Source organism: Sulfidibacter corallicola (assembly GCF_017498545.1).
GTDB lineage: Bacteria > Acidobacteriota > Holophagae > Acanthopleuribacterales > Acanthopleuribacteraceae > Sulfidibacter > Sulfidibacter corallicola.
The window spans coordinates 8,876,835-8,900,265 of record NZ_CP071793.1; the positions used below are offsets into that span (position 1 = coordinate 8,876,835).

Here is a 23,431-nt window from a genome sequence, read left to right on the forward strand (position 1 = left end):
TCCAGGATTGGCCGCGAACGGTGAACATCCGAGCATTTGGTCGATAGTGGAGGAATCGCATCCAGGCATCCGTTCGGCCATAAACCATAGCCGACTCATCCCATCTCAAAACCCAGCAACGATCCGAGGCGGAAACTCCAAGAACCAAGGCGCTTACGACCTCCGTGGCCTCCGCGACCTCCGTGGTAAAAATGAACCCTTCCCCCGCAAAACCATGCCGGGATTCGCTCTTCACTCCCCTCGCCTCGCTTCACTCCCCTCCCCGGGCCTGGGCCTTCAAATCGGAGAGCACCTGTTCCAGCGCTTCGATCATCTCGTCCGCCTCGACCTCGCTCTTCTTGAACTTCAGCGAAAAATTGAAGGTCTTGCCAGGCGATCGGTACTTGAACACGAACGGCTTGGGTTTGCTCTGCTTCTTCGCGACGCGACGTACCTCTTCCCTACTGGCACCGTTCGCGATCCGCTCGATCATGGCCAACTGCTCCTCGAGCGTGTCGAGCCGGGCCACGCCCAGCAACATGGTCTTGGCCGTGATGTCGGCCTCCATGGCGGCCTCGCGAACTTCGGGCGCCAAGGTGGCCAGCGTCAGGATTTCGGTGACCGAGGAGCGGCTTTTCCCGATCCGGCGGGCGATGTGATCGTGGGTGTAATTGAACTTCTTCAACAGGACCTGCAACCCGTCCGCTTCTTCGAAGGGATGGAGGTCCTTGCGCTGCAGGTTCTCCACCAGCGCAATTTCGAGGATCTGGTTCTCGTCCAGGTTCTTGATGATACAGGGCACCATCTCCAACCCGGCGGCGGTGCTCGCGTGGTAGCGTCGCTCCCCGGAAATGATGCGGTATTCGCGCCCTTCCTTGTTCACCAACAAGGGTTCCAGCACGCCCTGCTCCTTGATGGACAACGTCAACGATTCCAGATCGCCCATGTCCTTTCGGGGCTGGTCCGGGTTCGGGCTGATTTGGCTCAGAGGAAGGTGGCGACCCACCACGCCTCCATCGCGTTCCGTCACCAGGTTGTCCACGTAGTGGGCACTGTGCCGCATTTTCTTGGTGGTCGGCAAGCCTCTTCTAGCTGACACGCTTGAGCACCTCCTCGCTTAGGTTCTGGTATTGAAGGGCGCCGGTACTGCGCGGCGCAAAAGTGAAAATGGACTCTTTGTAGGCGGGCGACTCTTCCAGGCGCACGTTGCGGGTGATGACCGTCTGGAACACCTTGGCGCCGAATACCTCGCGAATCTGGCCGAGAATATCGCGGCCCAGCACGGTACGCTTGTCGTACATGGTCACCAGCACACCCAAAATCTCGAGTCCCGGATTCGTGCGTTTCTTGATTTTCTCCACCGTATCCAGCAGGTCGTCGGTCCCCTCCATGGCGAAGTAGGACGACTGAATCGGCACGACCAAATGGGTGCTGGCGACCAGTGCGTTGACGGTCAACAGACCCAGGGTCGGCGGTGTATCGATGAAGACGAAATCGAAATCGTTGGCGACCGAATCCAGCACGTCCTTGAGTCGATAGGGTGCTTCCAATTCGCCTTGGAGCTGCTGTTCGACGCGGGCCAGGCCGATGCTGGCCGGGGCGATCCAAAGGTTTTCGGTCTGCGTCTCGTGAATGGCGGCCTCGGCATCGCTCTCGGGATGGAGAAGCCAGTCGTAGGTAGAGCGTTCGGCCGGCTCACTCAAAAACGACATGCTGCTGTTGGCCTGCGGGTCCAAATCGATGAGCAGCACTTTCTTGCCGGCGAAACCCATGGCAGAAGCTAAGTTGATGGCAGTCGTGGTCTTACCGACGCCGCCTTTCTGGTTCGCAATGGAGATGATCATCATATGTACCTAACCGATTCATGGTTTTTTAGGGTTGGGTCTCCTGAAATCAGGAGCCATTTTAGCCCATCGTTTCGGGCGATGCCAGGGAACAAAACGGCGTGAACGCGGGTGAAAGACGCAAAGCCATGCCTCACAGGCGTTGCGGGTTGTCATTTTTTTGTGAGGGTGAGATCGACAAACCTGGACGATTCACGACCGCGCCCACCGGTCGACGGGGCCTCGGCCGCGAACGCAACCCGAGCCTGCCCCTTGGGGAGCCGGCGCACCCAAGTCACCCGCGCGACAACCTGCCACCCGTAACTCCAAATGGGAGAAAGTCGGCATGCCGACATGGGCGATTCAGGCGGTGGCGATCTCCACCGGCACTTGTTCGGCCAGGTGCTTCACCTGGTGGTCCGTCAACTTGCCGCGCAGGGTGTGCAGGCCGGTGTCGACGATGTCGACGTTGACCGGCTGCCCGTAAAAGCGCTCGGGGTTGCCGATTTCGGACTCGACGTGCACGAGAATGTTGTCCCGGGTCCGGCCCGCGATGGGATAGCGATCCCCTGGCTTGACGGTGTCGACGAGGATGTTGGCGGCCTTGCCGACGCGGGCATCCATCAGTTCTTTTTGCACTTCGGCCTGGTGCTGTTGAAGAATCTTCAACCGGTACTGCTTCTCTTTCAGCGGTACGGGGTCCCCGTGTTTGACCGCTCCGGTTCCTGGCCGTTCGGAGTAGGAAAAGGAGAAGATGCGGTCGTAGCCCACTTCGTCCAACAGCGTCACGGTATCCCAGAACTCGTGCTCCTTCTCGCCGGGAAAGCCGACGATGAAGTCGGAGGTCAGGCTGAACGGCACGCCGTCGAGCACCTCGCGAATCATGGCCACTTTGTCGAGGTACAGCTCGCGCGTATACTCACGGCCCATGCGCTTGAGGATGCGGCTGTTGCCGGACTGGGCCGGCAGGTGGATGTTGGTGGCGACCTTGGGGCAGTCGCGAATGGCCTCGATCACTTCGCGATCGAAGTCCTTGGGGTGCGGCGAGACGTAGCGAATGACCTCGATCCCCGAAATATCGTTCAGCGCGCGCAGCAGGTACGCGAAATTGACGGAGCTGAAATAGGAGTTGACGTTCTGACCCAGCAGCTCGATCTCCTTGTAACCGGAATCGGCCAAGCGGGCGACTTCGTCGCGGATGTCCTGCCAGGGGCGGCTGCGCTCGCGACCGCGGGTGAAGGGCACGATGCAGTAGGTGCAGTAATTGTCGCAGCCTTCCATGATGGTGACGCGGCCGCGCAGGCTGGAGCTGCGCTTGGGCAGGCTGGCGGGGAACAGGTGGTTCTTGGGATCCTTGTGGGTGTCCACCTGGCGCCCCTGGTGGCCGTGGATGCCGTCGATCATGTCCGGCAGTTTTTTGAGGGCCTGGGTGCCCAGGACCAGGTCCACATAGGGGGCGCGATCGAAGATATGGCCGCCGTTCTGTTGGGCCACACAGCCGGCGACGCCGATCAGCATGTCGCCGTCGCGCTGTTCCTTGACCTTTTTCAATACGCCGAGGCGAGAGAAGACTTTTTCTTCGGCTTTCTCGCGAATGGTGCAGGTGTTGAGCAGGTAGACATCGGCCTGGTCGACTTCAGAGGTGGGCTCGTACCCCATTTCCGAGAGGATGCCGGCCATTTTCTCCGTGTCGTGCTCGTTCATCTGGCAGCCCCAGGTTTCGATGAAGTAGTGCTTTTTGGTCATGGTCTTGTCCCTAAGAAATGAAGTCGTGCGGCCGGTCACGGAGCGCGGCGCAACTGACAGTTATATCGCGAAAGGCTCGACCCCGCAAGCGACGATGTCGGCGTGCCGACATCGAGCGATCGGGTGCCGGCGGAGGTGCAGGAGGTGCGCGCGGACATCGCGATGAACAACCCCCTGCCCGGGTCACGCCGGAGGTGTGAGTGGACGTTGCCGGGCTGGTAGCGATACTCTGGGACGTGGTTTGGGATGGTCATTGGCCGTGATCGAACGGATGCGTGGATGCTCTCCGTTGCGGTCAACCGAATGCTTGGATGCATTCGGTTGGCCGCGATGGTGCCCATCCCAGCATACCGCATGGTTGGGATGGGCACCTGCTCCGGGTCGCGTTGACGGTGCGACCGGACGTCCCTCGGGATAGGCACCTGCTCCGGGTCGCGCTGAAGGTGCGACCGGACGTCACCCGGGACCACAACTTATTTAAAACGCGCGCCTTGGCGCGCCACCAGCAGGGACCCTGTAAGGGTCACACAATACAGCGAAGGGTGAGGTGCCGTAGAGGCACCGTAACCCTGGTTGCCTGGGGTTCCCGCATCCAGCCCTGAAGGGGCGGCTCCGCGAAAGGTTCTCGGACATGACGGGAACCCCGCGTGGGTCATCCGATTATGACGGGAACCCTGGGAGATCCGGTCCTGACGGGAACTCCGCGAGGGCCATCCGAACTTGGCGGGAACTCCGCGAGGCGCTTCGTAGTCCCGCCCCGTTGGGGCTGGGGTTCGGGAACTACCGAGGACCAGGGTTGCGTCGTCGTTCCGACTCCTTAACCGGACCGCCGGACCGCCTCCGCTGTATGGTGCCGTCCCTTCAGGACGTCCGGTCGCACCTTCAGCGCGACCCGGGTCGAACCCATCCCAACGATGCGTCTTTCGGGATGCCCGTTATGCTTGGTCACCCGAATGCTTGGAAGCTCTCCGTTGGTGGCAATCCCTCGTGGATGGCCGCCAATGGAACACATCCCATCAAGAGTCAACACGGACAGAGACGCGGGTGGCCTAAACCGCCTGCCCGATGTCGGCATGCCGACATTGGGTTTCCCGCCGGCATCACGACGGCTCTATCCCAACAGATCCGCAATCCGGTTTTGGGAATTGAGGGCTTCGCTCTCGATCAGGTCGCTTCGTTTGAAGTGAGTGGCTTCGATTGGTTCACCAAGCTGGTGAACCTACAGGCCGTTCGTCGCTCTTTGGATGCGGGGACTTCTGACGGCTCGGCTTCGGACTGGGATGTCGGGCCGGCGGCCCAACCTACCGGCAGTTCGTCGCTCTTTGGATGCGGGGACTTCTGACAGTTGGGCTTCGGACTGGGATGTCGGGCCAGCGGCCCAACCTACCGGCAGTTCGTCGCTCTTTGGATGCGGGGACTTCTGACGGTTCGGCTTCGAGGGACGGCTTCCGACGCCAATGTCGGCATGCCGACATTGGCGTCAGTAGCGCAACAGCATCTTTATTTTTCCGTTTTCCTGGGTGAACCGCGACAGGGCACTGCCCGGCTCCACGTTCAACGACTGGGGTTTGATCACGGTCTTGTACTTGCCGTCCACCTGCACTTCGAAATAGACCTGGCACTCGCCAGGACTGCCCTTCAGCTCCTGGTGCAGTCGCGACAACAGGCCCGCGTCCACCTCGCTGGCGTCGAATTGGAACACGCAGGATCGTACCCGTTTGGCCTCCCACTCGGTCAGCTCCCAGGCCTCCTGCAACTGCACGCTCGGTTTGTCGTTGCGGAAGTCCACCCGGCCCTTGATCACCAGCAGCGCCTCGTCCGCCAGCAGGTGCTTGAACTTTTCATAGCTCTTGGGGAACACGACCACGTCCGCCACGCCATAGAAATCTTCCAGCGTCAGGAAGGCCATCATGTCGCCCTTTTGAGTCGTGATCTTGCGGACCGACTGCACCAGGCCGCCGATGATGACCTCGTTGCCCGCCGCCGTCTTTTCCAGGTCCCGCGTGTACCCGGTCGCGTGTTTCTTGAACAGCTTTCGGTAGGCCTCCAGCGGGTGGCCCGAGAGGTAGAACCCCAGGGTCTCCTTCTCGAAGTCCAACTTTTCCTTGTCCGGCCACTCGTGCTCGCCGAATTTGACGTAACACCGCTCCCCTACGTCTTCACCGAACAAGTTGTCCTGGCCGCCCTTGGCTTCCTTCTGGATCTGTTGGCCCCAGCCGTGCAAATCCTCGATGGCGTCGAACATGGCCCGCCGCGGCAGCTCCATGAAGTCGAACGCGCCGGATTTCACCAAAACTTCGATCACCTTTTTGTTGACCTTGCGCAGGTCCACTTTTTCGAAGAAGTCCACCAGCGAGTCGATGCTCTCCTCCCGCTTGACCTCCATGATCGACTCGAGCGCGTTGTCGCCCAGGCCCTTGATCGCACTCAACGCAAAGCGGATGTTGTTTCCCTCGCAACTGAACTTGTCGCGCGAGCGACGAATGTCCGGCGGCAGCATTTTGATGCCCATCTGCCGCAACTTTTCCACGTAGTTGACTACCTTGTCCGTGTTGTCTTTATCGAGCGTCAGCAAGGCGGCCATGAACTGGACCGGATAGTTGGCTTTCAGGAAGGCCGTTTGATAGGCCACCAGGGCGTAGGCCGCCGAGTGCGATTTGTTGAAGCCGTACTTGGCGAACTCGGCCATCTTGTCGAACAGGCCACCGCACACGTCCTCCGGGTACCCCTTTTTACTGGCGCCCTCCAGGAACTCCAACTTCTTTTGGGCCATGACCTCGGCCTTCTTCTTACCCATGGCGCGGCGCAACAGGTCCGCGCCGCCCAGGGTGAAGCCGCCCACGACCTGGGCGACCCGCATGACCTGCTCCTGGTACAGGATAACGCCGTAGGTCTCTTCGAGGATGTCTTCCAGGACGGGGAGCTCGTAATGGGCTTCGGCTCCGTGGGCACCCTCGATGAAGGTGTCGACCATGCCCGATCCCAGCGGACCTGGCCGGTAGAGCGCGTTGAGGGCGATGAAATCCTCGAAGCGTTTGGGTCCCAGGCGGATCAGCAGGTTTTTCATTCCGTCGGATTCAAACTGGAACACCCCGTCCGTTTCGCCTTTGCAAAACAGCTCGTAGGTTTTGGGATCGTCGAAGCTGGTGATCGTGTTCAGGTCCACCTCTTCACCGGTGGTCTCCTTGATGTTGGCCAGCGCGGTGGAAATCACCGTCAGGGTCTTCAGGCCCAGGAAGTCCATCTTCAGCAGGCCGATCTGCTCGGCCTCGTCCTTGGCGTACTGAAGGCTGATGGTGCCCTTCTTCGGATCCTTGTAGATCGGGCCCCAGTTGGTCACGTCGCCAGGGGCGATGATGACCCCGGCCGCGTGCACCCCCGTGTTGCGGCTGAGGCCCTCCACCTTGATACTCAGGTCGATCAGTTCCCGGATCCGGTCGTCCTTCTCGTATTCCTCGTGAAATTCCGGGCTTTGGTCCAACGCCTTGGGTAGGGTGATGCCCAGGTCTTCCGGTACCAGCTTGGCGATTCGGTTCGTTTCCTGCGGCGAGAACCGCAGCGTACGCCCCACGTCCTTGATGGCCATGCGGGCCTTCATGGTACCGTAAGTGACGATCTGACAGACGTTTTCACGCCCGTACTTCTCCGTCACGTAGTCGATGACTTCGCCACGCCGGTCCTGGCAGAAGTCGATATCGACATCCGGCATGGTGACCCGCTCTTTGTTGAGGAAGCGTTCGAACAGGAGATCGTACTGCAAGGGGTCGATATCGGTGATTTCCAGCGAGTAGGCGACCAGGGAGCCGGCCGCCGAACCGCGGCCCGGACCCACCGGCACGCCCATTTCCTTGCCTTTGCGGATGAAGTCCCAGACGATCAAGAAGTAGCCGGGAAATCCCATGTCGTTGATGACCTGGATTTCTTCCTTGATGCGCTCGTAGTATTCCGGCCACTCCTTGCGCAGCACGCCCTTGTCCTTCATTGGTTCCAGCACGGTGCGGCGGCGGTTCTCGAAGCCTTCCAGGCTGACGTGCTCCAGGTAGGTTTCCAGCGTGTGGTTTTCGGGAATGTCGAAAAGCGGGAGCTGGTATTCCTCCATCAACTTGAACTCGATCATGTCGGCGATTTTGACCGTGTTCTCGACCGCTTTTTCGTACCCCTTGAAGATCTCGTACATCTGCTCCGGGGTCTTGAAATAGTATTCGTTGTTGGGGAAGCGCCACCGGCTGTCGTCGTCGCGGAACGCGTTGGACTGAATACACAACAGAACGTCGTGCACCTCGGCATCGGGTTGTTCCAGATAGTGCACGTCGTTGGCCGCGACACATCCCACGCCCAGCTTTTCCGCCATCCCGGCCAGGACCGGAATCATCTGGATTTCCTCGTCCTGAAAATGATTTTCCAGCTCGATGAAGAAATGCTCCGGCCCGAACAGATCGCGCAGGCGCTTGGCGTAGGCGAAGGCCTCGTCGTAGCGGTTGGCTTTCAGGTGCTGGGGGATGTAGGCACCCAGGTCGCCCGAAAGGCAGATCAAGCCCTCGTGGTACTTTTCCAAGAGTTCCCAATCCACGCGCGGCTTGTAGTAAAAACCTTCCGTGTAACTGGTCGACACCAGCTTGCAGAGGTTCTGGTAGCCCGTCTGGTTCTTGGCGAGCAGGATCAGGTGGAAGCTCTCGCGCATCCCGCCGCGATCCGCTTTCGAGCGTTTGATCTTTTCGTGCCGCGAGGATTCCGTGAGGTTCACCTGACAGCCGAGGATCGCCTTGATCCCCGCCTTCCGACACTCGTTGTAGTGGCGGATGGCGCCGAACATGTTGCCGTAGTCCGTGTTGGCCAGGGCGGTCATGCCCAGCTCCTTGGCCTTGGCAACCAACTGCGGGATTCGGCAGGAGGCGTTCAACAACGAATATTCGGTGTGAACGTGCAGGTGAACAAAAGAACTCATCAAACAACCTCTTTATAATCAATTGATTACGTAAAATTGCAAATGTCGGGAGAATCCGACGTCGAGCCATTGCGGCCAGGGGTGGCAGAGCGCGTCATTCGTTGGTCTCGCGGCTCCGAGACCCTTCCCTGTCGAACCTGTGGCTCTTGATGTTGATGTACTATAGCCCGCCGCATGGGCTCGCGCCAAACGTTTCGGGCGCCCCTGCGGAGACCATCCGATCGCCGTGCGATCGGGCTCGGAGCGGTTTATATAACCCTTTTATTTCAAGAATATGGACTATTTTAGGTTGATTTCACCCAAAAAGCGGTCGTTGTTCCGCCAGTTCTCGCTGACCTTGACGAACAGGTCCAACTCCACCGGTTTTTTCAAGAGTTCGTGCAGGGAACGTTGTGCGCCCCGGCGGATTTTGCTGATCATGGAGCCCTGTTGGCCCAGGACGATGCGCCGCTGGCTGGCTTTTTCGATGTAGATGACCGCGCCGATTTCGTACGTCTCACGCGCTTCGTCGTATTGAAAAGATTCGATGGCGACGGCCGCGGCGTGCGGAAGTTCTTCGCGTGTGTAGTGCAGGATCTTTTCCCGAATCAGTTCCTGCGCCATGAACCGAATGGGTTGATCGGTCAGCATGTCGTCCTGGAACAGGAATTCGCCCTCCGGTAGATAGGAGGCGATGATCGACATCAAATGATCGCGGTTGTCACCGGTCTTGGCCGAAATCGGAATCAATTCTTTCGGTTGGAATTCCTTGTGGATCGTGTCCAGGGTCGGCAAGACTTTCGACTTGTTGACCAGGTCCATTTTGTTGGCGACCACGATGATCGGGATATCGAGTTTGCCCAGCATCTCGTGGACGAAGCGATCGCCTGAACCAAGAGGTACCGAAACATCGATGAAATGGAGGATCAGGTCGGCGTCGCCGACGCCTTGGTTGACCAGGCGCATCATCACGCGGTTCATGGCGTGATTCGGTTTGTGGATGCCTGGCAGATCGAAAAACCCGATTTGGAGATCGTCGCCGTGGTAGACGCCAAGGATGCGGTTCCGCGTGGTTTGGGGTTTGTCGGACACAATGCTGACTTTTTCGCCCAACACAGCATTGAGAAAAGTGGATTTGCCGGCGTTCGGGCGGCCGGCAAGCGCGATGTAACCGCATCGTTTGGTCAAAGAATCCTCCCTGAGAAAGGCACCGAAAAGCCATGCGAGGCTTCCGGAGCGAACCCATCCGGCCGCGCCCGAGATGACGATGCGCGGTGTAGGGTCGAAAACCGATGAGGCAACGCCATCGGCTTCCGCATCATACACGATCGACGGTATCGGCGCATCAACCAACCCGTGTATGCTGGGATGGGTACCATCGCGGTCAACCGAATGCTCGATTGTTCACCGTACGCGGCCAATCCTGAAGGGATGGCCGGCCGTATGTTTGGACCACCATACATAAAAACGCGTGCCGTAGGCACGCCACCAGCGGGCGTCCTGAAGGGACGACACAGTACAGCGAAGGGTGAGGTGCCGTAGAGGCACCGTAACCCTGGTTGTTGGGGGTTCCCGAACCCCAGCCCCAACGGGGCGGAACGATGCGAGCCGTCGCGGAGTTTGCGTCAAGTTCGGACGGCCCAATGCGGAGTTTCCGTCACCTCCGCGGAGTCCATCGCAAAGTTTGCGTTAGTGCGAAAAGCCCTCGCGGAGCCGCCCTTCCAGGGCTCAGGGCTGGATGCTCGAAATAAATCGAAAAATCGGAAGCACGACGCACGAGCCTCCGAACCATTGCATTCAGAATGCGTTACCGAATCACTCTTCGGCCGGCTTGTCTTCGGTTTCTTGCTCTTTTGCCGCAGGGGTTTCCGCCTCCGCGAGACGAAACACGCGCTTGAACGTCAGTTGACCTTTTTGAACCAGGAGGTTCAGGCCGGCACGAATGACCGGTTCCGGGACATCCAGCGCCTCGGCCAACACCTGAGCCTCGATTTCGAAATGGTCCGCTTCCGCCTGTTTGGCCCGCAAAGTCTCGAGCAGGCGTTCGAGCAATTCCGCCGGTACCTCTTCCCTGCCCTGGGCGCGCTTCCCGGGTCTGACAAATTGTTCATGCGCAATCTCTTCAGGAAGAAAAATCTGACTTTTCTCAGGGTGTTTATGTGAATAAACATAACCCACACCATGACCTAAATCTTTGGCTCCCTTGTAGTGGCTGTCGCGCAAATGAGGCGGTATGGGATCCAGTCTTCGGTTGCGAATCAGGGTTGCCGCTTTGCCCAAAGCTTCCACCGCTTCGTTGGACTTGGGCGCCCGAGCCACGTACAACGCGGCCTGAGCCAGCGGAATACGCCCTTCGGGCAGGCCCAGGACCTGTACCGCACGAAAGGCGTGACCGGCAACCACCAAGGCCTGGGGGTCCGCGTTGCCCACATCCTCGGCTGCGGTCACCAACAGGCGACGGGCGACAAACAAAGGATCTTCGCCGCTTTCCAGAAAACGGACCAGGTAATAGATCGCCGCGTTGGCATCCGATCCTCGCAGGGATTTTTGAAACGCACTCGCCAGATCGTAGTGATTGTCACCTTTGCGATCGCCGGATACCTGGGTTTGCCTGAGGCACAGGGTGACATGATCGAGCGTGATGATCTCGTCGGTGGCCCGAGCGATCATCGACGCGCTCTCCAAAACGGTGAAAGCCAGCCGTAAATCGCCCCCGGTCCGCGTCGCAACCCACTGGAGGGCTTCGGGGTCGGCTTCCAGGCCAAGGGCCGCTACGGCGCCCTGCATGCCTTCGAGAATCGTGTCCGGACCTAGGGGCTCGAGTTGAATGAGCTGCACGCGGGACCGCAACGCCTGATTCAGGCTGAAGTAGGGGTTTTCGGTGGTGGACCCGGCCAGCACGAAGGTGCCGGCTTCCAGGATAGGCAACAGTACGTCCTGCTGACCCTTGTTCAGGCGATGAATTTCATCGATAAAAACCAGGGTTCGGCGCTCGTATTGTTGCCAGCCGTTGCGCGCCTCGGCCGCCAACTCGCGAATATCCTTGACCGATGCCGAGGAAGCGTTGATCGAACGCCCCTCCCAATCCAACAGCGAAGCCAGAAGCCGGCTCATGGTGGTCTTGCCGGTGCCGGGTGGCCCCCAAAACACGATGTGGGGCATGGTTCCCCGTGCCAGAAAGGCTTCGAGCATGGAAACCGCACGCGACTGACCCAGGACCTGATCCAGAGATTTGGGGCGCAGGCGCTCCGCTAACGGCGCGGGCGGCGTGGATTCGCCAAACAGGCTCACGGATCGACTCGCTCACAACCTCGCATATCCGGCTTTACTTCGAAGACTTGGAGGTTGTTTTCCAAAGCGGTGCTTTTTATTTCGTCGAGATCGTAATCGGGACCGTAGGCCAGCATGCAACCACCGCCCCCGGCGCCACAAGCCTTGCAGGCGAGCGCATCTTTGAAGCGTGTCGCGAATGCGGCCATATCCTCGGTCAGGATCTGTGGGCACAGCTCCTGGCGGAGCGCGGCTTCGCGCTGCATGCAGGCAAAGAAATCGCGAGCGTCGCCCGACAGGAGAACCGATTCCAGATCGTGCGCATTGTCGGCCAATGCGTGCAGGGTGCGCAGCGTTCGCGCCTCGCCTTCGCAGGCCGCCTTGACCACCGCCCAATTGTTGATCCCCGAGTGATGCTGAATCGGCGAATAGGCCAGGATCAAAGGGCGTTCCGTGAGGAATGCGGGCACGGGGAGCGCCTGACGGGTAGGCATCCCCAATTCATAACTGATCGAACTCAAACCGCCGTGAATGGCGCCGATGGCGTCCTGGGTCCCGGCAGGCTTACCCAGCAGGCGGTGTTCTAGAACAGTCACCCACTTCAAGACTTTATGTTTATCGAACGAATGGTCGTTTTCAAGACTTTGGACGAGGTTGACCAGCGCCACGAGCAGGCTCGAACTGCCCCCCAAGCCGGAGGCCCTGGGAATATCGCTGGTCACGCGGAGGCCGAGAGCCTCCGGCGCCCCGAAATAGGCAAAGGCCTTCTCGTACAGCGGCATGCTGGCAAAAGGTTGCGGTTTGCCTTCGTCGAGGGCGACCCCTTCCCATTCACGCGTGGCTTCGATGGTCACGCGTAAATCGATGGCGAGGTTCAAGGTCTTGGCGTGTTCGACCAAAAAACACAAAGGGGGAACATCCAGCGTTCCCCCGGCGAGATCGATGCGCGCAGGTGCGCTGAACTTCATAGATCCAAAGCTCCGGAACAAAAGGATTTGGCGTAGGTGTAAAACATGCGGGCCCCTACTTCGAGCGCCGCTTCGGAGGGTTTGTAATGCGGCGAGTGAATGTTGGCGCATTCATCCTGGTCGCACACGCCCAAAAAGAAGTAGACGCCGGGGATTTTCTCGGCGTAGTAGGCGAAGTCTTCGGCGGCGAGAACCGGCTGGACCGGTGTGGTCTGGAACCCCGAATCTTGAAGCGCGGCAACCGCGTGTCGGGTCCACTTTGGGTGATTCTGCGTCGAGGGGCACATGGTCTCGTTTTCGAACTTGTACTCGGCGCCGTGTGCTTCGGTGATGCCGGCGATGATTTGATCCAGAAGCTGGGGAATGCGATCTCCCGTCTCCACGTCGAGTGTGCGAATGGTGCCACTCAGGCGTGCCTCGTCGGGAATGATGTTGAAGCGCTGGCCGGCGAGGAATTCACCGAACGAGACCACGACGGGATCGCGCGAGTCGGTACGGCGACTGACGATGCTCTGGGCCTGGGTCACGATCGCCGAGGCGATGTAGATGGGATCGATACCCGCTTCAGGGGTGGAGCCATGGGCCTGCTTGCCGCGCACGGTGAGGAAGAACCGATCGGCGCGAGCCATGATGCCGCCCGAACGATAGCCGACATGGCCCACGGGGAGATTGCCCATGGTGTGCAATCCGAAGATAACGTCGGGGACGGGGTCGCTGAGTGCGCCGTCGGCGATCATCAGCGAGGCGCCTCCCTCCTCGCCCGGTGGCGGGCCCTCTTCGGCGGGCTGAAACAGAAAGACGAAGGTACCGGTGAGGTCCGGATCGTTTTTGATGGACAGCATGGCGCCGAACAGGATGGCGGTGTGCATGTCGTGACCGCAGGCGTGCATCACGCCTTCGTTCTGCGAGGAAAAGGGCAAACCGGTCTGCTCGGTCACGGGCAGGGCGTCGATATCCGCGCGGAAGGCCAGCGTCCGCCCCGGTTTCCCTGTGTCGTACACGACCCTCAATCCGGTTTTCGCGTGGACCGTGATCCGATCGAAGCCGGCGGCAGCGATCTTTTCTTTCAAATACGCTTGCGTCTCGAACTCGCGATTACTGAGTTCCGGGTGGCGGTGGAGGTGCCGTCTCACGGCCAACATTTCCTCCTGGACTGACCGATCGATGGTCAGGTCGGCGCCCAGGACTACAAACCAACACATTAACCCAATCAACAATGGATAACTCCGACGCTTCGTGGCGCATGGTAGATACCGTTTTCGGACGTATTGCCGGTTGGCAATCTAACACGATTCTCGCTTCATTGCGAGAGGTTATCGCGCCGCGGCAATCTTACGGTGTCGCGCATGATTCGGCGTGGTTTTCGGTTCGGATCGGGCGCGCTTCAAACTGAAAAAGTTCACCACAGAGTCGCCGGCCACCGGGTTTCAAGTGGGTAACTAATCGAAGCGAATCGTTTGGGAGTTCCCGCATTTGTGAGAGGGGCGTCGTTGCAGTAAGTGCCGGGCCATACCGGCCGTACCCACCCAGGGCGCCGGGCCGACATTCATTGACGAACTCCCCGAACATCCGCCCTTTTAGGTTTATCTTCAGGTTTTACATTATATAGAGCCAGGAACCAGGGGGCATCCACAGCTCGATTTCGAGACAGAAACAGCGCACCTGGGTTCTGGCGAAGGGCCATGGGTCGTTCATCCGAAAAAATCAGCAGGAACCCATGAACATCGGAACCCAGGAAAGGATCCGCATTTGATGACACACCATGGTCCTGCTTTTCCTGGTTTCCATCATTCCAGCCTTCCTGATCAAGATTTGACGACGGCAAGACCCAGCTCAGGTAGAATGCACCACTTTGTTACATAAGAGCCAGGAACCAGGGGGCATCCCCAGCTCGATTTCGAGAAAGAAACACCTCACTCGGTTTCAGCGAAGGGCCATGGGCCATTTGTCGAAAAATTAAACCTGGAACCCATGAATATCGGAAATCAGGAAAGAAACATCATGTAGGCTGCAGACGACGAAGTTCTTCTCCTGGTTTTTGAATTTCCTGGTTTCTTGATTTTCGTCGACGGCAAGACGGATCCCCGGTCGAGAACCAATTCAGTCTTCTGCGGTGTCCGGGCGCGTTTCCCGGTCGCCGGCATCGGTCAAACGGAAGACGCCCCATTGAAGCCGTTCGACCTTGTCGGTCTTGTTGGCCAGGTCGCGCACGATCTGACCCAAGTGGTTCATGTCGGCCTCGGGAAACAGCTCTCGATAACAACGGGTGATGTCGTCCAGGCGTGGGTTTTCGATACCGCGCCGCTTGAGCGTGGCGAGCGTGTCCAGCACAAGCTGTCTGCGATTGACCTGACCTCGATAAGTGCGCCGCTGGGTGCCCGCTCGCTGAGGCGTGACCTTGGGCGTGGGGTTCTCGTTGCCCGGTGCCGTCGGGGTGCGAGGTGCCGATTTCTCGGCTGGCGGCTTCGTTTCGGTCGTCGCCTCGGAACGGGGCTGCACGGACGGAGGCTCGGCGCGCGTCACTGCCGGCGTCAGATCCTGTCCCTGCCGAGCGAGCAGCATCAACAGCCTGGCGCATTCCTCCGCACCAGCCTCGATTTCAAGATTGGGAATGTGATCGTAGGCGATCTTGATCTTCATGCCCGCATGGTACCTGTTTTTGTATTGAAGATCAAGATCCGAGAGGGTTAACGAAATCAGATACTAAGACTTGTGCATCAACTGATTGTCTTAATCAAGCCTGCGTCTTGTTTTTGTCTCAGATCTATTGTCTTGAAATCAACACAGAGCAAACCCCATCACTCCGAATGAACCGTCTCCCCCGCGAAACCCACCCGGAAACGTAAATCGGATCACCACAGTGATTGCCAGCATTCGGACTTTCATGTAACATATTCATTTTCTCGGACTTTTCATCTTCTTGTCTCCCTCCCCTCCCCCGGAGATGTGGTCGCACATGCGCCCTTCCCGCCCTGTTCGCCTTTGGAGCCCTTCCATCCGGTTGGGATTCCTTCGCTTAATAAAATTCCATCCACGATTGCGTATTCATCCATGAAACTCTTACAACTTTTCCGAAAGGAAGCTGACTCCTCCGGAACGCCGCTCATCGTCATGACCATTCTCTCCGGTCTCGCCAACGCCGGCATTCTCGCGGTCATCAACTCCGCCGCCGATCAGGCGCTCGATAGCGGTGCGGCCAGCTTCCGCATGCTCGCGATTTTCCTGCTTGCCATCTGCGTCTTCTTCATTTCGAAGAAATATGCGCTGTTGGAAACGGCCGTGTTGGTCCAGAAGGTGATCGAGAACATTCGCGCCCGCATCATCAATAAAATTAGAGCCGCCGATCTGCGTACGATCGAAACCCTGGGCGAAAGCGAGATCTACAACCGACTGACGCAGGACGCCCAAACGATCTCCAGCGGAGCGCCCATGATCGTGAACGCGCTGCAGTCGGCGGTCATGCTTTTCTTCTGCGTGCTCTACCTGATCGCCCTCTCGAAGTTGGCCTTTCTGATCACGGTGGGCATGATCGTGGCCGCGATCTTCGTCTACTTTTCCAACCAACGCGAGGTGACGCGCAACATCGCGTTGGCGACCGATCAGGAGACGGAATTTTTTTCTTCGCTGAACAACGTCCTTCAAGGCTCCAAGGAACTCAAGGTCAACCAGAGCCGCAACGACGATCTGTACAATAATTACGTGCTTCGCATTCTCTCCAAGACGAAGGACCTGAAGATCGTCTCGGAAAAACTGCTGCTCTCCAATTTCATGTTCACCCAGGCGTTCTACTACGTGTTGCTGGCCGTGATCGTGTTCTTGCTTCCCAAGTTGGGGCACATCAGCGGAGATGTCATCACCAAGACGACGGCGGCCATACTGTTCATCGTCGGTCCCCTGGAAATGCTGGTCGCCGCGATTCCCAGCCTGGCCAGAACCAACGTCTCGATCGACAACATCGAGGACCTGGAACGGAAACTCGACAAGTACACCCGCCGCGACGCGCCGGTGGAGCAACACGTCACCGAACGGCTGGCACGTTTCGAAACGATCGATCTGTGCAATCTCGTCTTCAGCTATGGCCACCAGAAGGGGCGCGACACCTTCACCCTCGGCCCGGTGGATCTGACGATCCACGCCGGCGAGGTGCTGTTCATCATCGGCGGTAATGGCAGCGGGAAATCCACGGTGATGAAGCTGCTGACGGGGCTGTACTACCCCGATTCCGGCTCGGTCCTCGTCGATGGCGAACCCATCGACGAGAACAACTACCAATCCTACCGGGAACTGTTCTCCATCATCTTTACCGATTTCCACCTGTTCGATCGCTTCTACGGCCTGCAGGACGTGGAACCCCAACTGATTCACAATTTCATCAAGGAAATGCAGCTTTCGGGCGTGGTAGGCTACAAGTCCGGTCGCTTCACCAACCTGGATCTCTCCACGGGCCAACGCAAACGCTTGGCGATGATCAACTCGTTCCTCGAGGACAAGCCGGTCTGCATCTTCGACGAGTGGGCCGCGGACCAGGATCCGGGGTTCCGCCGTCACTTCTACGAGCACATGCTGCCCAAACTCAAACGCGAAGGGAAAACGATCGTGGCGGTGACCCACGACGATCACTACTTCCACTGTGCGGATCGCGTGTTGAAGATGGACATGGGTAAGTTCGTGCTGTACCAGCCGGAACAGGCCGAAGTGCCCTTGACCCGTCACAAGGTCAAATCGAGAAGAATGATTCCCATCGTCAGATCCATGACCCGAAAGAAAGTAGCGCCATGAAATCGAAAAAAGACACCTCACCCCAAGACGCCGAACCTCGCAAGGACGAACCGGGTTCCGAACCGCGACCGGACGAATCCGGAGCCGACCCATCTCCGAACGAAGCCGCCGCGGACACGGAACCCCATGCGGCGACCGGTGGCGGTGGCGGTTCGGACGACGGGAACGGCGGCAACGGCTCGGGCGGCGACGGTGACGGCGAGGAAGCCCCGAAGCCGCGCAAAGGACGGTTCGCGGCCGCGCGCGCGAAGATCGCGGAACGCGTCGCCAACGCACGCCACTACCTGCTGACCCATCGACGGGAAATCGCCATCGGCATCCTGTCGTTCATCCTGGCGTTGGTCATCCTTTGGCCGTACATCTTCATCGCGATCCACTCGGGCCAGGCCGGTGTCTACTACAGCCGTTTCTTCGGCGGCACTCGGGTGGACGAGCGCTACGACGAAGGAACCCATTTCATCTGGCCTTGGGACAAGCTGTACATCTACGACATCCGCATCCAGGAATCCAAGCAGGTCATCGAGGCCCTGGCGCGCAATGGTCTGACCATCAAGGTCCACATTTCGATTCGGTATCGCCCCATTCGCGAGCGGCTGGGTTACCTGCACAAGAATGTCGGCCCAAAATACCTGACCAAGATCGTCGTGCCCGAGATCGAGATGGTGGTTCGCGAGACGGTCGGCCACTACTACCCCGAAGAAATCTACAGCACCAAGCGCGAACCGATCGAAAAGATCATTCGCAACTCCAAGGGCGAGGTCGGCTCGCGCTACATTCAGGTCGACGACGTCATCGTGCGTCGTATCGAGCTGCCGAAAATGATTCAGGACGCCATCCAGCGCAAGCTGCAGCAGGAGCAGGAGTCTCAGGAATACGTTTTCCGGTTGGAGAAGGAACGCCAAGAGGCGGAACGGAAGCGCATCGAGGCCCGAGGGGTCCGCGATTTCCAGGAGATCGTGTCGAGCGGTATCAGCGAGCACCTGCTGCGCTGGAAAGGGATCAAGGCCACGCTGGAATTGGCGAAATCGCCCAATTCGAAGATCGTGGTCATCGGGAGCGGCAAGGACGGTCTACCACTGATCCTCAATACGGCCGAAATGGACAAGTACCTGGAGGAACACGTCCCCCCGAAAAAGGGCCACAACCCCAAGGGAACTCCGGTTTCGCCGACCGGCGATCCCCTACTGAACAACGACCCCAAGGAGGAAAACAAGCCGGCCAGCGAGGAATCGTTGTAACATGACCCCGCGTCCACATGTGCCGGAGTGACGCGGCTCCCGAACCTGCCCATGGACCCACCCTCGCGATAAATCGCCGCCGATTGAAAGAGGCCCTCTCCGGCAACCTCTCGAGATTGACGAACCGCCAGCCTGGTGATAGCGTCGAGGCATTCCCGCAAAAAAATCGCGGCCCGCGCCATCACCGTTCATTTCACACGAGGTTGCCCATGCGTCTTGCTTTCGCGCTCCTGTTCTGGATTCCGTTCGCCTCGGCACCGCTGCTGTGGGCCTGCGGCCCGGGAGGCGTCTACGAAGAAGTCCATTTGAGCCTGTTCGACTACGAACTCGCGGCGCCCCGCGACGCCGATCCCCCCACCCCTAGTCCGGGTTACCCCACGATGACGAATCCGGCAGACCTGCAATCGCTTCACAAGATCAATCGCCACCTGTGGCACGCGTACGGTCAGGACATCGGCCTGACGCACCTGGACGAAGAAATATACACCTTGACGCAAGAGCAGATCTCCGCGCGGTTGACAGCTCAGGCGCCGGATCGGCTCCGAGCACGCGAGGCCTACACCTACATGCTCGCGGCAAAAGAGGTCCTCGGGCTGCTGGAACACTTCGGTTGGACTTCGCGACCGAGCGAAGAAATCCACCGGGCCGGGGATTTGGAACGGCTCCTGACCCGATGTGAACAGCACGCCCGCGCCGATACCACCCACGCCTTCATCGCCCAACGCTACGGGTTCCTGGCGGTACGGCTGGCCGCCGAGCTGCAGTCTTCCGAGCGGGCCCGCGTCCTGTTCGACGAAACTGTCGCCAACCACGGACCCGGCCTCGTCACCGATTGGGCCTCGGGTTATCTGGCCCGCGCCCATTACGTGCGTCGCGAAATGACCCAGGCCCTGCCGATCTATTTCGACCTGATGAAGGTGACGCCGGTGGAGATCGCCCGGCCCGCCTACCAGTCCCTCCAGTGGGCGCTCGCCGGTCAACCACCGGATCAGGTCGCCGAACTGGAATCCAAACTGAGCGACACGGATGACAAGGTCTGGGTCTGGCTGATCTCGGCCGACCGTTACCGCGGCAACTGGGTCGCCAAGGCTTTCGAACGCGTGTTGACGCTGGCGCCCGACTCCCCGGACCTGGCGTTGCGTGCCGGCTCCATCATCCACGGCATCGAAATTCACGAATTGGAGGGCCGATGGGACCTCCTCACCGCTCCCAGAGAGGCCAGCGCCCCCAAGCAATTCGCCGCGCTTCGCCAAGCCTTCCTCAAAGCGGCCACCCATCCCAAAGTGCCTCACAAGGCCTATTGGTACCTGGCCGCCTGCTACCTCTCGTTGCTCGACGGGGACGGGACGGCGGCCGAAACCCACCTTGCGGCCGCCCGCGCCGTCGGGGACACCGATTCCAGAATTCGCGACCAGGCCAATGTTCTCGAAGTCTTGCTGATGCTCGGCCAGAACTACCAGGGAAGCGCCGATCACGATTGGAAGACCCGGGCACTCGCCTGCCTGGATCGGTTTCAGGTCAATCGCGAACTGGACCCAGAACACGCCAGGGAAAAATACCAATCGCTGATGTCGGTCATCGCCCAGCTTTTCTTCAAGGAGGGCGACATCCCGCGGGCCGCCCTCACTTACGAGAAAGCCGGATCCGATACCCTTGCGATCGAAATGTTGGGCGCCATGGTCGACAATGCGGACCTGGACGCCTTCGCCAAACAGGTCGACAATCCCTCGGATCCCATGGATCGCTTTTTGTTCGAGGGTTCCGTAGTGGCCAACCGCGATCGATTGCTTCAAATCCGGGCGTTGCGCGCCTTTCGCCGCGGTGCCTGGCGGGAGGCACACACCTACTTCGACCAAATGGGTGCGGGCGACGCCTCGCCGATCGTTCACTTCTCGATGCAGAACCCGGAACTGGTGAACGAATCGGAGTCCCAACAAACCAGTCTGAGAGGGTTGGTAACCCGGCTGGAAGCGTTGGATCTGGGCCGTAAGGGACTGGCCAAGCACGATCCGATTGCCCATGCCCGGATCACCCTCATGATGGGTCACATCTTCTACAGCCTGAGGTCCACGGAGAGTCCCTATATCGCGGGCGGCGTGGACCGCCGCCGTTGGACCCACAATTACATTTACTGGGGGACCGAGGGACACTGGTTCACCGGTCCCATGAACGATGCCTACGGCTCGGCGGCATCCGATGAGATGGATCTGCTGAACAGGTACCTGCGCGCCGAGCGCTACTATCTCGAGGTCGCCGACAACGAGGCCGCGCCCGAGTTGGCGGCGGAGGCCTGCATCATGGTGCAGGCCTCCCGCAACCGATTCCTTTCCCGTGAGATAGTCCCGAGTCGGGATCCCGAACATCAGTATTTCTCGCACTTCGTCCGGAAATACAAGGACACCGCCTTTTTCGAGGCGTACCGTCCCACCTGTCCGCCATTGTCCGCCTTCGAACCGAACTCGGGAGACACGCCATGATCACGCTTCTCTGCGCCCTCTTGTTTACGGATCCCGATGCGATGCTCTCGGCGATCCAAAAGGAGCGGGACCCTGCGATCATCGAAAGGTACCGCCTCACCAATGACACCCGCATTCACGGCGTGCCCGCCTTATACCACGCCCTTGCCGCCGGCAACGCCCCACTGGTCGAGGCCCTTGCGTCCCAAACCTTTTCGAACGAGGCGGACGACCTGCTGAACGCCACGCCGCTCTCCTGGTCCCTGCTCTACGGTCGCACCGACATGGCGCTCTGGTTGATCGATCACGGGGTATCCGTAGACCAGCAGGACCCGATCAACGGAGAAACCCCGTTGATCTGGGCCGTGCGTCATCGCGACAAAACATTTGCGGAACAGCTCCTCGCCCGCAAGGCGCGACCGGAAGTGCGCGACGCACAGGGCCGGGATGCACTCTACTTCGCCTACCACCTGGTGGATCCCGAACTGGTGGCGTCGTTGCGACGAGCCGGGGCCGAACAGACCGAGGCCGAGCGGCTCTGGGCGGAATCGGTGCGGTTCGACAGGATCGAAGTCATCCACCTGCTGCTGGAAGCCGGTCCGCCGCCGACCACGCCTGTGTGCCCGTATTTCAAGTGGTGTGACGAACTCGAAAACCCCAAATCCCTGCTCCAGCTCGCACGGTACCTGAATCGACCGGCCATCGAGGCCCTGCTCGAGAAAATGCCGGCGGATTCCGAATCAAGCGATCGAGAGCCCTAGGAAAAGGCGGCACCCTTCTTGACGATCTCTTTTTTCCGCGCACCACGCAGGGCCGCCGTGCTATTGGCATCTGCCCTCGCCACAGCCTTCCTGATCGGTGCGGCCACGACATGCACCCGTTCGGGCCCAGCTCCCAAGGCCGCCTTCTACTACTGGAAAACCGGCGACAAGCTGAACGACGCCGATGCGGATCTGCTCCAGCGGCTTGCGGTCGACACGCTCTACCTTCGCTTTTTCGATTTGGATTGGGATGCCGAAAAGGGGCAGCTTCGGGTACGGGCCCCGTTCCATTCGCGCGGCGGGTACCGCCCCGAACGCGTCGTCCCGGTCGTCTTCATCACCCGCTCGACACTCGAACACCTGGCGCGCCGCGATCCGGACGAACCTGCGCGGTTCCTGCGCGACCGGGTCCAGGCCATGTTGCACGCTTCGGGGATTTCCACCATCGACGAGATCCAGTTGGACTGTGATTGGGAACCCCGCCACCGCGAAACCTATTTCGCCCTGATCGACGCGGTTCGCCGGACCTTCGACCAGGCCTTCGGGGATGTCCACGTCAGCGTCACGATCCGGCTCTACCAGCTCCGTCACCGCACGACCGCGGGCATTCCGCCGGCCGACAGCGGGGCGCTCATGTTCTACCACACCGGATCCCCCCGCGATTTCGAGGAGACAAACGCCATTCTCGACAACCGGGTCGTCAAGGGCTACCTTCGCGACGCCGCCGGCTATCCCCTACCGATTCAAGCGGCCTACCCGACGTTCTCCTGGGCGATTCAGTTCACCGCGACCAAACGCTTTTTGCGGTTGGTGAACGAGGCCACGCTCCAGGATTTCGATCCGACCCATTTCCGAGAGGAGGAGCCGGGCCTGTACCGCGCCATCACGGACCACATGCTCGGCAGGGATCAGGTCGCCGTGGGCGACTATCTCCGCATCCAACGCGTGGAGCCGGACCAACTGCGCGAGCTCGTCACGGAGACCGAAAAGCATTTCCGACCGCAATCGGTGCTTCTCTTCGACTACGACCGCGAACGGATCAGGCGTTGGCTGGAGGCCGACCCCCAATTGTTCGACCGGGTCTTTGCGCGGTGAGCGAAGGGTACCGTTTGAAGCCACCGAATGCCGAGAGATGCGTCGTGCAGGGCCGGTAAGCCGGCTGGATGTACTTTCCGAAGCGATCCAGGCTAGGAGTTCCCGCATGGTTTGAGGATCGGCGCGGCTGTAGGTTGGCCCGCTGGGCCGACACTTCGAAGTGACGGAAGTCGCAATGTCGCCCGATCACCAAGAGCGGAGCCAAAGGTTTCGCTGAAGAACGGCGGCCGGAGACCCCGCACGTTCGTATGCGACGTAAAGCCTGTAGGTTGAGCACGGCCGGTATGGCAGCTTGCTCAACCAATCGAAGTGACGGAAGTCGCAATGTCGCCCGATCACCAAGAGCGGAGCCAAAGGTTTCGCTGAAGAACGGCGGCCGGAGACCCCGCACG

Annotated in this window: 15 protein-coding genes; 6 read left to right on the top strand and 9 right to left on the bottom strand. The window is 59.6% G+C overall.

What is annotated here, in order from left to right; translation table 11 throughout:
* Nucleotides 1-250: 250 nt before the first annotated feature.
* The 3 genes from J3U87_RS26975 to miaB all read right to left on the bottom strand — a co-directional run bounded on the left by J3U87_RS26975 (nucleotide 251) and on the right by miaB (nucleotide 3,548).
* Complete coding sequence (locus J3U87_RS26975) at nucleotides 251-1,078, bottom strand: ParB/RepB/Spo0J family partition protein (RefSeq protein ID WP_237378893.1); 828 nt, start codon at nucleotides 1,076-1,078, stop codon at nucleotides 251-253.
* On the bottom strand, nucleotides 1,068-1,826 hold the full coding sequence (locus tag J3U87_RS26980) for a ParA family protein (protein WP_237378894.1): 759 nt from the start codon (nucleotides 1,824-1,826) through the stop codon (nucleotides 1,068-1,070). Before J3U87_RS26980 ends, J3U87_RS26975 begins: the two co-directional genes overlap by 11 nt.
* Before the next feature lie 339 nt (nucleotides 1,827-2,165).
* Nucleotides 2,166-3,548 (bottom strand): tRNA (N6-isopentenyl adenosine(37)-C2)-methylthiotransferase MiaB, encoded by a 1,383-nt coding sequence (miaB, locus tag J3U87_RS26985; RefSeq protein WP_237378895.1) that lies wholly within the window; start codon nucleotides 3,546-3,548, stop codon nucleotides 2,166-2,168.
* Between the two features lie 937 nt (nucleotides 3,549-4,485).
* Between miaB and J3U87_RS26990 the strand changes: the two genes are divergently transcribed.
* Nucleotides 4,486-4,890, top strand: a complete 405-nt coding sequence (locus tag J3U87_RS26990; RefSeq protein ID WP_237378896.1) for a hypothetical protein — start codon at nucleotides 4,486-4,488, stop codon at nucleotides 4,888-4,890.
* 138 nt (nucleotides 4,891-5,028) lie between these two features.
* Here J3U87_RS26990 and dnaE read toward each other — a convergent pair whose 3' ends face one another.
* The 6 genes from dnaE to J3U87_RS27020 all read right to left on the bottom strand — a co-directional run bounded on the left by dnaE (nucleotide 5,029) and on the right by J3U87_RS27020 (nucleotide 15,350).
* Nucleotides 5,029-8,493, bottom strand: a complete 3,465-nt coding sequence (gene dnaE, locus J3U87_RS26995) for a DNA polymerase III subunit alpha (RefSeq protein ID WP_237378897.1) — start codon at nucleotides 8,491-8,493, stop codon at nucleotides 5,029-5,031.
* 279 nt (nucleotides 8,494-8,772) lie between these two features.
* A complete protein-coding gene (gene era, locus J3U87_RS27000) occupies nucleotides 8,773-9,660 on the bottom strand; it encodes a GTPase Era (RefSeq protein ID WP_237378898.1) in 888 nt (295 codons plus the stop codon).
* 627 nt (nucleotides 9,661-10,287) lie between these two features.
* Nucleotides 10,288-11,763: a replication-associated recombination protein A gene (locus tag J3U87_RS27005; protein ID WP_237378899.1), complete on the bottom strand. Its 1,476-nt coding sequence runs from the start codon at nucleotides 11,761-11,763 to the stop codon at nucleotides 10,288-10,290.
* Nucleotides 11,760-12,710, bottom strand: coding sequence for a GHMP family kinase ATP-binding protein (locus J3U87_RS27010; protein WP_237378900.1), 951 nt, complete (start codon nucleotides 12,708-12,710; stop codon nucleotides 11,760-11,762). The genes J3U87_RS27005 and J3U87_RS27010 overlap by 4 nt, the downstream gene beginning before the upstream one ends.
* Nucleotides 12,707-13,912 (bottom strand): M20 metallopeptidase family protein, encoded by a 1,206-nt coding sequence (locus tag J3U87_RS27015; protein ID WP_237378901.1) that lies wholly within the window; start codon nucleotides 13,910-13,912, stop codon nucleotides 12,707-12,709. The genes J3U87_RS27010 and J3U87_RS27015 overlap by 4 nt, the downstream gene beginning before the upstream one ends.
* An 898-nt stretch (nucleotides 13,913-14,810) precedes the next feature.
* Complete coding sequence (locus J3U87_RS27020; protein WP_237378902.1) at nucleotides 14,811-15,350, bottom strand: hypothetical protein; 540 nt, start codon at nucleotides 15,348-15,350, stop codon at nucleotides 14,811-14,813.
* Nucleotides 15,351-15,761: 411 nt separating this feature from the next.
* On the opposite strand from J3U87_RS27020, the gene J3U87_RS27025 reads away from it, so the two are divergent.
* From J3U87_RS27025 to J3U87_RS27045, 5 genes are all read left to right on the top strand, one after another.
* A complete protein-coding gene (locus J3U87_RS27025) occupies nucleotides 15,762-17,489 on the top strand; it encodes a cyclic peptide export ABC transporter (RefSeq protein ID WP_237378903.1) in 1,728 nt (575 codons plus the stop codon).
* A complete protein-coding gene (locus J3U87_RS27030) occupies nucleotides 17,486-18,727 on the top strand; it encodes a prohibitin family protein (protein WP_237378904.1) in 1,242 nt (413 codons plus the stop codon). Before J3U87_RS27025 ends, J3U87_RS27030 begins: the two co-directional genes overlap by 4 nt.
* Nucleotides 18,728-18,936: 209 nt before the next feature.
* Nucleotides 18,937-21,204: a hypothetical protein gene (locus J3U87_RS27035; RefSeq protein WP_237378905.1), complete on the top strand. Its 2,268-nt coding sequence runs from the start codon at nucleotides 18,937-18,939 to the stop codon at nucleotides 21,202-21,204.
* Nucleotides 21,201-21,944 carry an ankyrin repeat domain-containing protein gene (locus J3U87_RS27040; protein WP_237378906.1) on the top strand — a complete coding sequence of 248 codons (744 nt, stop codon included), beginning with the start codon at nucleotides 21,201-21,203 and terminating at the stop codon, nucleotides 21,942-21,944. The genes J3U87_RS27035 and J3U87_RS27040 overlap by 4 nt, the downstream gene beginning before the upstream one ends.
* A gap of 57 nt (nucleotides 21,945-22,001) precedes the next feature.
* On the top strand, nucleotides 22,002-23,039 hold the full coding sequence (locus J3U87_RS27045) for a hypothetical protein (protein ID WP_237378907.1): 1,038 nt from the start codon (nucleotides 22,002-22,004) through the stop codon (nucleotides 23,037-23,039).
* Nucleotides 23,040-23,431: the final 392 nt, after the last annotated feature.

Coding starts and splice junctions, on each gene's coding strand:
- J3U87_RS26980 (WP_237378894.1), bottom strand. CDS start 1,826: ATGATGATCATCTCCATTGCGAACCAGAAAGGCGGCGTCGGTAAGACC.
- miaB (WP_237378895.1), bottom strand. CDS start 3,548: ATGACCAAAAAGCACTACTTCATCGAAACCTGGGGCTGCCAGATGAAC.
- J3U87_RS26990 (WP_237378896.1), top strand. CDS start 4,486: ATGCTTGGTCACCCGAATGCTTGGAAGCTCTCCGTTGGTGGCAATCCC.
- dnaE (WP_237378897.1), bottom strand. CDS start 8,493: ATGAGTTCTTTTGTTCACCTGCACGTTCACACCGAATATTCGTTGTTG.
- J3U87_RS27010 (WP_237378900.1), bottom strand. CDS start 12,710: ATGAAGTTCAGCGCACCTGCGCGCATCGATCTCGCCGGGGGAACGCTG.
- J3U87_RS27015 (WP_237378901.1), bottom strand. CDS start 13,912: ATGTGTTGGTTTGTAGTCCTGGGCGCCGACCTGACCATCGATCGGTCA.
- J3U87_RS27020 (WP_237378902.1), bottom strand. CDS start 15,350: ATGAAGATCAAGATCGCCTACGATCACATTCCCAATCTTGAAATCGAG.
- J3U87_RS27025 (WP_237378903.1), top strand. CDS start 15,762: ATGAAACTCTTACAACTTTTCCGAAAGGAAGCTGACTCCTCCGGAACG.
- J3U87_RS27030 (WP_237378904.1), top strand. CDS start 17,486: ATGAAATCGAAAAAAGACACCTCACCCCAAGACGCCGAACCTCGCAAG.
- J3U87_RS27035 (WP_237378905.1), top strand. CDS start 18,937: ATGCGTCTTGCTTTCGCGCTCCTGTTCTGGATTCCGTTCGCCTCGGCA.
- J3U87_RS27040 (WP_237378906.1), top strand. CDS start 21,201: ATGATCACGCTTCTCTGCGCCCTCTTGTTTACGGATCCCGATGCGATG.